The sequence below is a fragment of the Curtobacterium sp. Leaf183 genome, from assembly GCF_001424385.1.
In the GTDB taxonomy this organism is placed as follows: Bacteria; Actinomycetota; Actinomycetes; order Actinomycetales; family Microbacteriaceae; genus Curtobacterium.
In genome coordinates this window covers 248,563-263,335 of record NZ_LMPO01000008.1, presented here as the reverse complement: position 1 = coordinate 263,335, position 14,773 = coordinate 248,563, and the positions used below count along the sequence as shown (strand labels likewise).

General features: G+C 70.8%; 12 protein-coding genes. 7 read left to right on the top strand and 5 right to left on the bottom strand.

Annotated elements, in window-relative coordinates:
* Window positions 1–7: 7 nt before the first annotated feature.
* The 6 genes from ASG04_RS07605 (at window position 8) to ASG04_RS07580 (ending at window position 7,673) form a co-directional block, all read left to right on the top strand.
* On the top strand, window positions 8–1,087 hold the full coding sequence (locus tag ASG04_RS07605) for an ABC transporter ATP-binding protein (protein ID WP_235515475.1): 1,080 nt from the start codon (window positions 8–10) through the stop codon (window positions 1,085–1,087).
* Window positions 1,084–2,661: an inositol monophosphatase family protein gene (locus tag ASG04_RS07600; protein WP_056122056.1), complete on the top strand. Its 1,578-nt coding sequence runs from the start codon at window positions 1,084–1,086 to the stop codon at window positions 2,659–2,661. Before ASG04_RS07605 ends, ASG04_RS07600 begins: the two co-directional genes overlap by 4 nt.
* Window positions 2,662–2,820: 159 nt before the next feature.
* Window positions 2,821–3,594 (top strand): hypothetical protein, encoded by a 774-nt coding sequence (locus ASG04_RS07595; protein WP_056122054.1) that lies wholly within the window; start codon window positions 2,821–2,823, stop codon window positions 3,592–3,594.
* A 74-nt stretch (window positions 3,595–3,668) separates the two neighbouring features.
* Window positions 3,669–4,739: an ATP-binding cassette domain-containing protein gene (locus ASG04_RS07590; protein WP_056122053.1), complete on the top strand. Its 1,071-nt coding sequence runs from the start codon at window positions 3,669–3,671 to the stop codon at window positions 4,737–4,739.
* Window positions 4,736–5,584, top strand: coding sequence for an ABC transporter permease (locus tag ASG04_RS07585; RefSeq protein ID WP_056122051.1), 849 nt, complete (start codon window positions 4,736–4,738; stop codon window positions 5,582–5,584). Before ASG04_RS07590 ends, ASG04_RS07585 begins: the two co-directional genes overlap by 4 nt.
* 106 nt (window positions 5,585–5,690) lie before the next feature.
* Window positions 5,691–7,673, top strand: coding sequence for a hypothetical protein (locus ASG04_RS07580; protein ID WP_056122049.1), 1,983 nt, complete (start codon window positions 5,691–5,693; stop codon window positions 7,671–7,673).
* Window positions 7,674–7,714: 41 nt separating this feature from the next.
* On the opposite strand, the gene ASG04_RS07575 is transcribed toward ASG04_RS07580, so the two are convergent.
* Window positions 7,715–9,397 carry a long-chain-fatty-acid--CoA ligase gene (locus ASG04_RS07575; RefSeq protein WP_056122047.1) on the bottom strand — a complete coding sequence of 561 codons (1,683 nt, stop codon included), beginning with the start codon at window positions 9,395–9,397 and terminating at the stop codon, window positions 7,715–7,717.
* A 60-nt stretch (window positions 9,398–9,457) separates the two neighbouring features.
* Here ASG04_RS07575 and ASG04_RS07570 point away from each other — a divergent pair, with 60 nt between their 5' ends.
* Window positions 9,458–10,384: an oxygenase MpaB family protein gene (locus ASG04_RS07570; RefSeq protein ID WP_056122045.1), complete on the top strand. Its 927-nt coding sequence runs from the start codon at window positions 9,458–9,460 to the stop codon at window positions 10,382–10,384.
* A 72-nt stretch (window positions 10,385–10,456) separates the two neighbouring features.
* Here the strand turns inward: ASG04_RS07570 and ASG04_RS07565 are convergent, their stop codons facing one another.
* The 4 genes from ASG04_RS07565 to ASG04_RS07550 all read right to left on the bottom strand — a co-directional run bounded on the left by ASG04_RS07565 (window position 10,457) and on the right by ASG04_RS07550 (window position 14,488).
* Window positions 10,457–11,440, bottom strand: a complete 984-nt coding sequence (locus tag ASG04_RS07565; protein WP_056123786.1) for an aldo/keto reductase — start codon at window positions 11,438–11,440, stop codon at window positions 10,457–10,459.
* 5 nt (window positions 11,441–11,445) lie between these two features.
* Window positions 11,446–12,171, bottom strand: a complete 726-nt coding sequence (locus tag ASG04_RS07560) for a maleylpyruvate isomerase N-terminal domain-containing protein (protein WP_056122043.1) — start codon at window positions 12,169–12,171, stop codon at window positions 11,446–11,448.
* 836 nt (window positions 12,172–13,007) lie between these two features.
* The gene (locus ASG04_RS07555; protein ID WP_056122041.1) at window positions 13,008–13,568 is read right to left on the bottom strand and encodes a YceI family protein; all 561 of its coding nucleotides are present in this window, start codon (window positions 13,566–13,568) and stop codon (window positions 13,008–13,010) included.
* 116 nt (window positions 13,569–13,684) lie between these two features.
* Window positions 13,685–14,488 (bottom strand): hypothetical protein, encoded by an 804-nt coding sequence (locus ASG04_RS07550; RefSeq protein ID WP_156463571.1) that lies wholly within the window; start codon window positions 14,486–14,488, stop codon window positions 13,685–13,687.
* Window positions 14,489–14,773: the final 285 nt, after the last annotated feature.

Sequence of the window (14,773 nt, the reverse complement as noted above, 5' to 3'; positions counted from 1 at the left end):
CGACCCCATGACGGACGCAACGCTCGTCGCGGACCCCGCACCGAGCCTCCAGACCGGCGGGCGGCCCACCGACGGCCGGACCACCGGCGGCGGACTCGCCCTGCGCGGGCTGACCAAGTCCCTCGGCGGCCGCGACGTCGTCGCCGGCATCGACCTCGACGTGGCGAAGGGCGAGCTCGTCGCGCTGCTCGGCCCGTCCGGCTGCGGCAAGACGACCACGCTGCGCATGGTGGCCGGCTTCCTGCCCGTCGACGGCGGCACCGTGACGATGGGCGGCGCCGACGTCACCGACCTGGGACCGGAGCGCCGACCGAGCGCGATGGTGTTCCAGAACTACGCGCTCTGGCCGCACATGACGGTCACGCAGAACGTGGCGTTCCCGCTCCGCACCCGCCGCGTGTCGAAGCAGCGGACGGCCGAGCGCGTCCGCGAAGCCCTCGAGCTGGTCGGGCTCACGCACCACGCGACCTCGAAGCCGACGGCGATCTCGGGCGGCGAGCAGCAGCGTGTCGCCCTGGCCCGGGCGATCGTGCAGGAGCCCGACGTGCTGCTGCTCGACGAGCCGCTGTCGAACCTCGACGCCAAGCTCCGCGTGAGCGTGCGCGACGAGATCCGCCGGATCCAGCAGCGGCTGGGCATCACGACCGTGATCGTCACGCACGACCAGGACGAAGCGCTGAGCGTGTCGGACCGGATCGCCGTGATGCACGACGGCCGGATCGAGCAGGTGGCCTCACCGACCGACCTCTACGCTCGGCCGGGCACACGGTTCGTGGCGTCGTTCATCGGTGCCACGAGCACCGTGCGCGGCGCGTTCCTGGCCGATGTGCGCACGCCCTTCGCCGACGGCGACGAGGTCCTGGTCCGACCGGAGCAGGTGACCCTCGTCCCCGACGCGCCGGTCACGGCGACCGTGACGCGCGTGCTCATTCGCGGGCACTTCGCCGAGGTCGTGCTCGCCGCTGGCGACGCCGAACTGCGGGCGTTCGTCACCGGTGCACCGCCCGCGGTCGGCAGCACCACCGGCGTCCGGCTCGGGTCGGTCCTGGTCTACCGCGACGGCGTGCTGGTGGAGGGCCCCAGATGACCACGGAGACGCTCCCGACGCTCGAGACGCAGCACGACGGCGGGTCCCGGGCGCGCCTGCCGCGCCTGGTCGCCCACCGCGGCGCGCCGCGTGTCCGCCGCGAGAACACCCTGCCCGCCGTCGCGGTCGCCGAGGCGCTCGGCGCCGACACGATCGAGGTCGACGTCCGCCGCACCGCCGACGGGGTCGCCGTGCTGCTGCACGACGAGACCCTCGGTCGACTGTGGGGTGACGCCCGACACGTGTCCGAGGTGTCCTGGTGCGACCTCGCGCGGCTGGGCAACGGACTCGACCGCATCCCACGGCTCGACGCCGTCCTCGAACGGCTGGACGGCTGTCAGTCAGTGCTGCTCGTCGACCTGACCGACCCCGTGGACGCCGTGGTCGCTGCGTCCACCGTCGCCGGGTCCGAAGCAGACGTGACGATTGCCTGGTGCGGGGCTCCCGAGGCGATGCACGCGGTGCGCTCGGTCCTGCCGGACGCGGACGTCTGGTTGGCGTGGGAGTCGCTCCTGCCCCCGACGCCGGCCGACCTGGTCGAGCTGACCCCGTCGACGCTCAACCTCGACGTCGCGTTCCTGACCCCGCGGACGGTGCGGGCGGCGCACGACCTCGGCCTGCAGGTCTCCGTGTGGACGGTCGACGACCCCGAACCCGCGCTGTGGGCCGCGCGGCTCGGTGCCGACTCGATCACCACGAACGACCTGGCGCTGGTCCGTGCCGCGCTGACCGCCGCCGAGCGCGACGGGTGGCCGGAGCCCGCGCGCGAGCCGACCGAGACCGAGGTGGCATCGCGCGCACAGGCCCTGGCGCACCGGATCGCGCACGAGGTCATCGCGTTCACCCGTGAACACCCCGTCGGCACCGTCTCGACGAAGGCGCACCCCGCCGACCTGGTGACCGACGTCGACCGACTCGTCGAGCAGCACGTCCGCGGTCGGGTGCGTGCCGCGTTCCCGACGCACGGCTTCGTCGGCGAGGAGTACGGCGAGGCGCCCGGCGACAAGCACCGCTGGTACCTCGACCCCGTCGACGGCACCACGAACCTGGCGAACGGCATCCCGTGGACGAGCATGTCGCTCTGTCTGACCCGCAGCGGACGTCCGGTCGTCGGAGTCGTCGCGGACCCCTGGCGAGGCGAGGTGCTCGAGGCTCGTCGCGGTCGTGGTGCCTCCATCCGCGGGCGGCAGCTCCGGCTCGACGACGTGCCCCGACCCCTGGCCGGAGCGGTGGTCGGCACCGAGCTCGACGGGCACCTGCCCTGGCCCGGGTTCGGCGCGTTCCTCGACGCGCTCGCCGCCCGGTCCTGCACGCTGCGGGTCCAGGGCTCCGGCACGTTGACGATCGCGCAGGTCGCGGCCGGCCGGGGGATCGGCGGCTGCGTGTCGGCGTTCAACCCGGTCGACCACGGGGCCGCGGTGCTGCTCGTGCACGAGGCCGGCGGCGTCGTCATGACCGAGGACGGACCGGTGTCCGGGTTCCCCGAGCTCGGCGCGCCCTTCCTGGTGGCCCACCCCGGAGCGGCCGACGAACTGCACGCGGTCTGGATGGGTGCGCTCCGCGCCCACCGCTGAACCGCCGCACTGGAGGCTCGGGGCGGGACCGCCCCGAGCCTCCAGTCCGCTCCTGGCGGACGTGCACCGCATTCTGTGCAGCCACACAGTCATCGGTCGTCCGGCGACCCTACTGTGGCAACTCCACGGGCATCGTGTCCGTGCCGAAGGAGCATCGACATGGGATTCCTCGACCGCCTGCTCGGCCGTGAGGACCGATCGCAGCAGCAGGGCTGGAACGCGCAGCAGCCGCAGCAGCCGCCGACCTGGGGCCAGCCCCAGCAGCAGGGCTACCAGTACGGTCAGCAGTCGTACAACGCGGCACCGCCTGCCGGTGCTGGTGTGTCGGGTGGTGCCCGCTCGGAGGACGAACAAGCCGTCGAGCGGTACCGCTACCTGCTGAAGACCGCGCCGCCCGAGCGCATCGAAGAGGTGCACGCCGAGGCCTTCGAGCGTCTGACGCCCGAACAGCGCCGGATGGTCTACGACGAGTTCACCCGCACCGCACCCGCCGGTGAGGCCCCGCGTGGTGACGACCCGCGCTCCCTGGCGCAGGCGGCGACCCGCTCCGAGATCCGGCAGCCCGGGTTCATGGAGCGCTCGCTCGGCGGCATGAACGGTGGCATGAACGGCCGCGGCGGCGGGTTCGGCCAGCGCCAGGGACCCTCGTTCGGCGGCATGCTCGGTGCGTCGATCCTCGGCACCGTGGCCGGGTACGTGATCGGCTCGACGCTGATGAGCGCCTTCCTGCCCGACCCGTCCGGGTTCGACGGTGGGACGGACGCCTCGGGTGACGGCGGCACCGACGGCGGATCGGGGGATGCGGGTGACGGCGGTTCGGGGGACACTGGTGCCGAGAACGCGTCGTGGGACGACGGCGGCGGCTCCGACTTCGGAGGCGGCGGTGGCTTCGACGACTTCGGCGGCGACATGGGTGGCGGGTTCGACATCTGACGTCCGGTCGCTGCCGACCCCTCCCACCCGCACGGTCTACGGACCTGTTGCACGGTCCACGAAGGAGTGGCGGCATGGCGATCATCGAGGCCTCCGGGCTGACCAAGACCTACCGATCCAAGTCGGGGCCGGTGCACGCCCTGGCCGGCCTCGACCTGTCCGTCCCGCAGGGCACCGTCATGGCGCTGCTCGGGCCGAACGGCGCCGGCAAGACCACCACGGTCAAGGTGCTGACCACGCTGATCAAGCCCGACGCGGGCACGGCGACGATCGCGGGCATCGACGTCGTCGCCGACCCGCAGGCCACCCGGCGCTCGATCGGGGTGTCCGGGCAGTACGCCGCCGTGGACGAGAACCTGACCGGCTTCGAGAACCTCGAGATGATCGGGCGGCTGTACCACCTCGGTGGCAAGGCCTCCCGACAGCGTGCGCGTGAGCTGATCGACGTGTTCGACCTGTCCGAGGCCGGCGACCGACCGGTCAAGGGATTCTCCGGCGGCATGCGTCGGCGTATCGACCTGGCCGGGGCGCTCGTGATGAACCCGAGCGTGCTGTTCCTCGACGAGCCGACCACGGGGCTCGACCCCCGCAGTCGACTCGCGCTGTGGGGGATCATCGAGCACCTCGTGGCTGACGGGGCGACCGTGCTCCTCACGACGCAGTACCTGGAAGAGGCGGACCGGCTCGCCGACGACATCGCCGTGATCGACGGCGGGACCGTGATCGCCGAGGGCACGGCCGACCAGCTCAAGGCGCAGGTCGGCGGGCACCGGGTGGTCGTCACCCTGGTCGACGACGCCGACGGGGACGCCGCCACGACCGTGCTCCGGCGGTACGGCACCGGTGAGGTCGAGGTCTCCGGGGACGGACGGACCCGTGCGATCGCCGTCGACGCCGGTCCTGCGGCGCTGCAACGGGTGTTGGCGGACCTCGGTGAAGCGGGCATCGAGCTGCACGACGCCGGCATGCGACGACCGACCCTCGACGACGTGTTCCTGCGGCTGACCGGCCACGCGGCGACCGAGGACGACGGCGACGGGCCGGGCGGTGGCGGTGCCGGTCCTGGTGCTGGTGCGAGTGCTGGTGCCGGTGGTGCTGCGCGCTCCCGGGGACGGGCTGACGCGTCCGAGGAGCGTGTGCGATGACCGCCACCGTGACGGCGCCGGGCCGGCAGCTGCCGGTCGTCGTGACCGCACCGCTCGCCGTCTGGTTCGAGGACGGCTGGACCGTCACCAAGCGGAACCTCATCAAGATCAAGCGGTCGCCGGACATGCTCGTCTTCGCGGTGCTGCAGCCGATCATGTTCGTGCTGCTCTTCAGCCAGGTCTACGGCGGCGCGATCGCCGTGCAGGGGACCGACTACACGCAGTTCCTGATGGCCGGGATCTTCGCCCAGACGGTCGTCTTCGGTGCGACCTTCTCCGGTTCCGCGATGGCCCAGGACCTGAAGGAGGGGCTGATCGACCGGTTCCGCACGCTGCCGATGTCCGCATCGGCGGTGCTGGTCGGACGCACCAACAGCGACCTCGTGCTCAACACGATCTCGATGGTCATCATGATGCTGACCGGGCTGGCGGTCGGGTGGCGGGTGAACTCCTCACCACTCGAGTTCCTGGCCGGCATCGCGTTGCTGCTGCTGTTCAGCTACGCCTTCAGCTGGGTGATGGCGCTGCTCGGCATGAGCGTCAAGACGCCCGAGGTCATCAACAACGCCTCGTTCATGATCCTGTTCCCGCTGACCTTCGTGTCGAACGCCTTCGTGCCGAGCGACACGCTGCCGCTCGTCCTGCGGGTCTTCGCCGAGTGGAACCCGGTGTCGTCACTGGTCCAGGCCGCCCGTGAGTTGTTCGGCAACGTCGGCTCGGCGCCGGTCCCCGACATCTGGACGATGCAGCACCCGGTCGTCACGGTGCTCGTCGGCATCGCGGTCATGCTCGCGGTGTTCGTGCCCTGGGCCGTGAACAAGTACACCCGCATCAGCGCCAAGTAGTCGGTTCTCCACAGCCCGGTCCGGGTGGCGCGCGACGCGGCACCCGGACCGTTTACGATCGAATCCAGTTCGTCGGGTCCCCGACGTCCCGGCAGTGAGAGGGCCCATGACCGCGACAGACGCCGAGCGCACCACCCCGGCCGCCCGCGCGCCCCGGTCCGACCGGAACGTACGGCTGCGGCGGTGGATGCTGCAGGGCTCCGACCGCGGCGCCGATCACCAGGGCCCCCACCAGGTCGAGGTGGAGAAGACGCACTCATGGTGGCGCGTCATGTGCCTGACCGGCGTCGACTACTTCTCGACGCTCGGGTACCAGCCCGCCATCGCCGCGCTCGCCGCCGGGCTGCTCTCGCCGATCGCGACGATCGTGCTCGTGCTCGTCACGCTGTTCGGTGCGCTGCCCGTGTACCGCCGGGTGGCGCAGGACAGCTTCCGCGGGGCCGGCTCGATCATGATGCTCGAGAAGCTGCTGCCCTGGTGGGCGGGGAAGCTCTTCGTGCTCGTGCTGCTCGGGTTCGCCGTCACCGACTTCATGATCACGATGACGCTGTCGGCAGCGGACGCCACGGCGCACATCGCGGAGAACCCCTTCACCCCGCACTGGTTCACCGAGATCCCGGTGCCGTTGACCCTGGCGCTGCTGCTCCTGCTCGGCGTGGTCTTCCTGCGTGGGTTCAAGGAGGCGATCGGCATCGCCGTCGGACTCGTCGCCGTCTACCTCGTCCTCAACGCGGTCGTCATCGGTGTCGCGCTCTGGCACGTGGTCGAGCGGCCGGCCGTGGCGAGCGACTGGTGGAGCGGCCTGACCGCGCAGCACAGCAACCCCCTGGTGATGATCGGCATCGCGCTGATCGTGTTCCCCAAGCTCGCGCTCGGCCTGTCCGGTTTCGAGACCGGTGTCGCGGTGATGCCCCAGGTCCGCGGCGACGCCTCGGACGACACCAGCCCCCGACCAGAGGGGCGCATCCGCGGGACCAAGCGGCTGCTCACCGTCGCGGCCGTCATCATGAGCACGTTCCTCATCACGTCGTCGATCGTGACGACGTTCCTCATCCCGCAGCGCGAGTTCCAGCCGGGCGGTGGTGCGAACGGTCGGGCGCTCGCGTACCTGGCGCACGAGTACCTGGGCGGCGTGTTCGGGTCGGTGTACGACTTCTCGACGGTGGCGATCCTGTGGTTCGCCGGTGCGAGCGCCATGGCCGGCCTGCTCAACCTCGTGCCGCGGTTCCTGCCCCGCTACGGCATGGCGCCACAGTGGGCTCGCGCGACTCGGCCGCTGGTCATCATCTTCACGCTCATCGCCTTCGTGATCACGATCATCTTCCAGGCCAACGTGGACGCCCAGGGCGGTGCGTACGCCACCGGCGTGCTCGTGCTGATCACGAGCGCGGCGGTCGCAGTGACCCTGTCGGCCCGGCGCCGGCAGCAGAAGAAACGGACGATCGGGTTCGGCGTCATCGCTGTCGTCTTCGTCTACACGACCATCGCGAACGTGATCGAGCGGCCCGACGGCGTCCGGATCGCCGCGGTGTTCATCATCGCCATCGTCGTCGTGTCCCTCGTCTCCCGGGTGCGCCGGTCGTTCGAGCTCCGCGCGTCGTCGATCGAGCTGGACGCCACGGCACGCCAATTCGTCGAGGCCGACGCCGACCAGTTCAGCTCCGTCTGCATCATCGCGAACGAGCCCGGCGCCGGCACCGCTGCTGCCTACCGCGCGAAGGGACGCGAGGAACGGCGCGACTCCGGCATCCCGGCGCGGGTCCCGACGATGTTCCTCGAGGTCCTCCCGGCCGACTCCTCGGACTTCGAAGAGGACCTGGTGGTGGAAGGCCACGTCGTCCAGGGGCACCGCGTGCTGCGCGTCCGGTCGGGCAACGTGCCGAACACGATCGCATCGACGCTGCTCGCCATCCGCGACATCGCGGGCGTCGTCCCGAGCGTCTACTTCGAGTGGAACGAGGGCAGCCCGATCCGCAACGCGATCCGGTTCGTGTTCACGGGCGTCGGCGACGTCGCACCCGTCACCAGAGAGGTCCTGCGCGAAGCCGAACCCGAGGTCTCGCGACGACCGAGCGTCCACGTGTCGTGACGGACACGCAACGCGACCGCCGCTCGTCCTGACGGCGGGTCCTACCCCAGGATCCCGTCCCGCACCTTCCGGCGCAGCACCTTGCCGATCATCGAACGCGGCAGGTCCTCGACCACGACGACCCGACGCGGCACCTTGTACGCAGCCAGGTGCTCCCGCGCGTAGGCCCGCAGGGCATCGGGGTCGAACGACGACGGGTCGACCGGCACGACGGCGGCCACGACCTGCTCGTTGCCGCCCTGGGTGATGCCGACGACGGCGACCTCACGCACGCTCGGGTGCTTCACCAGCGCGTCCTCGACCTCGGTCGGCGAGACGTTGAACCCACCGGTGATGATCAGCTCCTTGAGCCGGTCGACGATCCGCACGAACCCGTCGTCGTCGATCTCGACGATGTCGCCGGTGCGGAACCAGCCGTCGGCGGTGAACACCTCGTCGGTCGCCTCGGCCTTGCCCCAGTAGCCGCTGAAGACCTGCGGGCCACGCACCTGCAGCTCACCGGGCTGCCCGGTGCCGAGGACCTGCGTGGCGTCGTCGGGGTCGGCCACGCGCACCTCGGTCGACGGCAGCGGGAGGCCGATCGAGCCCATGCGACGAGCGTCGGACACCGGGTTCGCCATGAGCACGGGCGAGCACTCGGACAGGCCGTAGCCCTCGACGAGGTAGCCGCCGGTCCGCTCCTCCCACGGCTCGACGACGTCCGCCGACAGGGCCATCGCGCCGGAGATGCCGATCTCGATCCCGTGGAGCGAGACCTTCGCCGCGTCTGCAGCGTGCTGCAACCGCGCGTAGATCGGGGGGACCGCGGGCAGGAAGGTCGGGGGGTTCCGCTTGATCGCGGTCAGGACCAGCGCGGGGTCGAACGCCGGGAACAGCACCAGGCGGGACGCCATGCTCATCGCGAAGGTCAGGCAGAGCGTCAGCCCGTAGGCGTGGAACATCGGCAGGATCGCGTAGACCACGCTGCCGTCGCCCGGCTGGATCTGCGGCACCCACGAGCGTGCCTGCGCGGCGTTCGCGATGAGGTTGCCGTGCGACAGCACCGCGCCCTTCGGCGTGCCGGTCGTGCCGGACGTGTACTGGATGAGCGCCGTGTCGGACGTGCCGGGTCGCGGGTGCTTCCGCGGCAACCGCCGCGAGGACACCAGGTCGTCCCACGTCGTCGTGCCACGGACCGTCGTCGTCAGCTTGGCGCGCGACTCGCGGGCCTTCGCCACCGGCAGCGCGAGCGCCAGCCGGGTCGAGCGCGGCATCGCCCTCGTCAGGTCCACCGACACGATCGCGTCGAGACGGACGTCGGCGGGGAAGTCCTGCAGGGTCGCGACCGACTTGTCCCACGCGATCGCCACGCGGGCGCCGTGGTCCTCGAACTGGTGCCGGAGCTCACGCGGCGTGTAGAGCGGGTTGTGCTCGACGACCACCGCGCCGAGTCGCAGGGCCGCGTAGAAGGCCACGACGTGTTGCGGGCAGTTCGGCAGCACGAGGGCCACGCGGTCACCCGCGACGACGCCGAGCTTGCGCAGGCCGTTCGCCGCCCGGGCGATCTGGTCCTCGAGTTCGGCGTACGTCGTGGTGCGCTTGAAGAACTCGAGGGCGACCTTCTTCGGGAACCGCTTCGCGGACTGCTCGACGAGGTCGACGAGCGACCCGGAGGGCTCCTCGATGTCGTGCGGCACTCCCGGTGCGTAGGAGGCAAGCCAGGGACGGGGCGTGTCGATGCTCACCCGCCCAACCTAGCGGGACGTGCCCGGGGGAATGTCAGGAGCACGACGGACGATGGCGGCATGTCCTTCGTCTCTGACGCCTTCCGCTCCCGGCTCAACACGACCTTCACCGGGAGCTCCACGGAGCGGCCGGCGTGGGTCGACGAGCTCGAACAGGGCACCGACGCGGGGTTCTTCGGCCCCGGTTCGGCGACCTGGTCGGTGCACGGGGGCAAGCAGACCATCGTGGCCGGGGTCCGCGCGCTCCTGGTCCAGGCGATGCACCCGGGCGCGCTCGCCGGCGTCGCCGACCACTCCCGCTACCGCGAGGACCCCTTCGGTCGCCTGGCCGGCACCATCCGCTGGATCTACACGGTCTCCCACGGCGACACCGCGACCGCGACCGGGGCCAGCCAGTGGGTGCTGCGCCTGCACGAGAAGGTCCGTGGCCAGTACGTCGACGGACACGGCGTGACGCGGGACTACACCGCCAACGACCCCGACCTGGCCCGCTGGGTGCACCTGGCCTTCACCGATGCGTTCCTCCGCGCTGCCGAGCAGTGGGGCGACCCGATTCCCGGCGGTGCCGATGCATACGTGCGCGAATGGGCGACGGCCGGACGTCTCATGCGCGTCGAGGACCCGCCCGAGTCCGAGGCCGAACTCCGCGCGCAGATGAACGGGTACCTCGACCGCGGCGAACTCGCCGTCACCGCCCGCACCCGCGAGGTCATCCGCTTCATCAAGAACCCGCCCCTGGCCCGGATGCTCCGGCCGGGCTACCAGGCGCTGTTCCAGGGCGCGGCCTCGACCCTCGATCCGCGTCACCGGTCGATGCTCGGGCTGCGGGCACCGGGGATCGGACCGGTCGAACTCCCCGTCGGACGCGCGACGGGCCTGGTGCTCGACGGCATCGGCGCGGTGCTCGGCAACCAGACGGGCACCGAGCGCGCAGCGCTCGCCCGCATCGCCCGGTTGGAGCGCGAGGGCGCCGCACCCGCGGCCTGAGTCCGCACCCCAGACCAGACGGGAGGCCCGGTGCCAGCTGGCACCGGGCCTCCCGTCGGTTCTGTGGGTGCGTCAGAAACCGGACGGCACCCGGGGCGTGTACGCGGACTCGAGTCGCGTCACCTCGTCGTCGGTGAGCGTGATCGCCGAGGCGGCCACCGCGTCGTCGATGTGGTGCTCCTTGGTCGCACCGATGATCGGCGCCGTGACGGCGGACTTGCCGGCGACCCAGGCCAGCGCGACCTGGGCCATGCTCACGCCGCGGTCCTCGGCGATCTGCTGCACCTCGCCCACGATGGTGCGGTTGGCGTCCTCGTCCTGGCGGTACAGGGTCTTGCCGAACTCGTCGGTGTCCGACCGCGAGCCGGAGCCGGCCGAGTCCCACGGGCGGGTGACCTTGCCGCGGGCGAGCGGGCTCCACGGGATGACCCCGACGCCGCTCTGCTCGCAGAACGGGTGCATCTCGCGCTCTTCCTCGCGCTCGAGCAGGTTGTACTGGTCCTGCATGCTCACGAACTTCGTCCAGCCGTGCAACTCGGCGGTGTGCTGCATCTCGGCGAACTGCCACGCCCACATGCTGCTCGCGCCGATGTACCGCGCCTTGCCGGACTTGACGACGTCGTGCAGGGCCTCCATCGTCTCGGCGATCGGCGTCTGCGGGTCGAACCGGTGGATCTGGTACAGGTCGACGTAGTCGGTCCCGAGGCGCTGCAGCGACGCGTCGATCTCGTGCATGATCGCCACGCGGGACAGCCCGGCGCCGTTCCGGCCGGGGCGCATCCGGTTGAAGACCTTCGTGAAGACCTGCACGTCCTCGCGGGGGCCGAGTTCACGCAGCAGTGTGCCGGTGATCTCCTCACTGCTGCCCGCGGAGTACACGTTCGCGGTGTCGAACGCGGTGATGCCGGCGTCGAACGCCCGTCGGACGAAGGGCCGTGCCTGGTCGATACCGACGCTCCACGCGTGCGAGCCGCGGTCCGGGTCGCCGTAGGACATCATCCCGAGGACGACGCTGCTGATCTCGAGGCCGGTGCCGCCGAGGCGGACTGTCTGGATGTCGCTCATGCCGCCACTCTGGCATCGCGGCCTGTGACGGCCAGCAGGCGGACCTGGAGCGGGGCGTCGTCGGGGACCTCGACCGGTGCCGCGTAGAGGCCGGTGGATGCAAGGGACTCGATCTGCGGCTCGAAGTGCTGCCACACCGCCTGCACGAGCTCGTCGGGCAGCGAGTCGTCCGTGCCCGTGGCCCGCGCGAGGTCCCACGTGTGGATGGTGATGTCGCTCGTCTGCTCGGCGAGGTACTCGCCCGCCGTCACCACGTCGGTCTCGAGGTGCACGGGGGCGTCCTTCGGGGCGCGACGCCAGGCCTCGGTGGCGGCGCTCGCGAAGCGGTCCCAGGCGAGGACGAGGTCGTCACCGATGGGCTCGAGGTCGTCGTCGTGCTGGTCGTGCTGGTCGTGCTGGTCGTGCTGGTCGTGCTGGTCTGTCTCGTCGTGCTGTGTCGGGCTGCTGTCTGCCGGGTTCGCGTGGTCGTGGTCGTGGTCGGCCGGGTCGTGGTCGTGGTCGTGGTCGGCCGGCTCGTGGTCGTGGTCGTGGTCGGCCGGGTCGTGGCCGGCTCCGGTCAGCAGCCGGGGGATCCACCGCTGTTCGTCGATGACGTGGGCGACGAGGTCGCGGGTGGTCCACTCGGAGTCGGGGGTCGCCGCGTCCCAGTCGGTCACGGCGGCGACGCGGCGGCCGAACTCGGCGGCCGCGAGGGCCTGCAGCGCGATCCAGTCGGTGGCCATGGTGGTGCTCCTGTTCGTCCGGGTGCCCCGGTGTCGGGTGACCGCGTGGTGCTTGGCGTCGGTTGGTGGCGTGGTGCTCGGTGAGGGGTGGAACCGCCGGGTCGCCCGGCCGATTCCCGCCGCCCAACCTACGCGCGCTCGGGGCCGGTGGGGGCGCGGGCGGACGGCCGCGCGTCCGGGCGGTTGCGGGTGCGCCTGCGCGTGTGCGTGTGCGTGTGCGTGGCGCGTGTGCGTGACGCGTATGCGTGACGTCTTTTTCCCCCCGAATCCCGAGCGGGCGGAGTGCCAGGGTCCTTCGTCCCACGAGGCCGCGCTTCCGCCCGCTCGCGCGCTGGTCCGCTTGCGCCTGCCCGGTGACGTCCGGTTTGCAGGGGACCTCGCTGCGGTAGCGACCGGGGCGCCGCCACCACCTGAGACGCCAGCGAAGACCGCGAGCCGCGAGGACCGCGAGGACCGCGAGCGGGAGGAACGCCTCGGTCTCGAGGAACGCGAGAGCATTTTTCCGCCCGCTCGGGGGGGCATGTGCGTTTGCGGTACGCGGGTATGCGCTGTTGTGACCAGGCTCTCGCGGGGGCGCTCGGCCGTGCTGCGCGCGGGCCGTTCGGACGAGCGCAACCGCGGGAACACGAACGGGCGAAAGACCCCGGTCCTGCCGGTGTGCGGGTGTGCGTTTCCGCCCGTTCGAGAGTGGTGCGGTTCGGTGAGGAGGCTCGGCTCAGCTGCGCGCTTCCGCAGGCATGACGAAGCCCCGGCACCTCGGGAGGTGTCGGGGCTTCGTTCAGTGCGGTGCGCCGGCGTCGTTCAGGAGCCGCCGCCAAGCTTCAGAGCGAGGTGACTCAGGCCGCCTGGAGGACGAACTGCACGTCGAGGTTGATGGTCACGTCGTTGCCGAGCGTGAAGCCACCGGCCTCGAGCGCGGCGTTCCAGTTCACGCCGAACTCGGTCCGGTCGATCTTGGTCTTCGCCTCGGCGCCGAGCTTAGTCTGTCCGTAACCGTCGGTGGTCACGCCGCCGAACTCGGTCTTAAGGGTGACACTCTTGGTCACGCCACGGAGCGAGAGCTCGCCGTCGATGAGCATGTCGTCGCCGTCCTCGCGGATGCCGGTCGAACGGAAGGTCATGTTCGGGTGCTCTTCGGTCAGGAAGAAGTCGCCGGTCGCCAGGTGCTGGTCGCGCTGCTCCTGGTTGGTGTTGATGCTGGCGACGTCGATGGTCGCTTCGAGGGTGGTGTCGAGCGGGTTCTCAGCAGTGACGAGCTTGGCGTCGAAGCGCTCGAACTTGCCCTTGACCTTGCTGATCGCGAGGTGGCGGACCGAGAAGCTGACCTCGGAGTGGGTCGGGTCGAGAGTCCAGGTGCCGGCGACGTAGCCGGGGATGGCGGATGCGGTGAGAGCCATGGTGGTGTCCTTCCAGGACGACGGAGTTCGTTGTTCGACGCGAGACCGGATTCCCCAATCCATGCGCCCGCATCGAAGTTGATGCTACGCCATTGTGCACCCAAATGGTTGAAGCGTCAACCAATAGGCTGCGGCAGCGCGCTGGATCGCGTGTCATGCCGCCCTGACCTCCCCTCGATGACGAGTCTCCGGACCCGGGCAACGAAGCGCTCGACCTGCCTCCCGACGTCGTCAGCTGTCACGCGGACCAACCACCAGTCCACGTCCTTGAGGTGTTCGCCCCGCGTGAGGTCCTTCTTGAACGTCGCTGGATCCGTCCGGTGCAAGTCGCTCTCGTACTCGATCGCCACCCGGGCTTCGGGGAACGCGAGGTCGACACACGCGATCCAGACCCCGTCCACGACGACGTCGTGGTTCAGAGCCGATTCGGGGAGCCCGCCTCGGGTCAGTGCAAGACGGGTTCGGGTCTCGCCGGGGGAGCGCGACCCTGGTCGGATCTCGGCGAGTGCATCGCGGAGACGTCGGACACCCCGGAAGCCGCGCCGACGTCGCACGGCCACCCGGAGTTCGTCGATCGTGACCCAGCCGAGCCACCCGACCAGTGCGTCACCGGCGATGACCAGCTCGTCAACGCTCAACATCGTGCTGAGCGCGACGAACGTGTCGACGGGCGTGCTGATCGGTGCACCGCGCGAGACGGTCTTCCGGACGGTGCCGAGGCGAGCTCGGTGCCCAATTGCGCCGCGGACGCGGAGGGCCTGGTCCGTACCGATGGTCGTGACGTGCAGCCGCGCTTCCCGCTCGGCGCGACGAGGTAGCGGGATGCCGATGATCGCGGCCGCTGTGGTGTGGCTGAACACCTGATCTGGACGGAGTCGAGGAGCGAGAGCTCGAGCGCGCTCTTCGACGGAGCGGGGCATCGTCGCGGACCGAATGCCGTGGAAGGGTCGCTCGAGGTCATTCGCATCGAGCCGGCCGCGCGAGACCCCACGGCGGAGGGCGTCCCGAACGCGGAACGAGGCGTTCCGCAACACCAGGGGAAGTCGAGTTCGGGCGGTCATGCTCCGATGCTCGCGGTGAACCGTCGTCGGGGAGGTGCGTCGGGCCTCCGGTGTGGACAGTTCCGGCGGGTTAGCGAATGTGGAGGACACCCGGCTGACCCGAGCGGACGAATTTGCCGGGTGGAATGCTCAGGCACCCTGGCT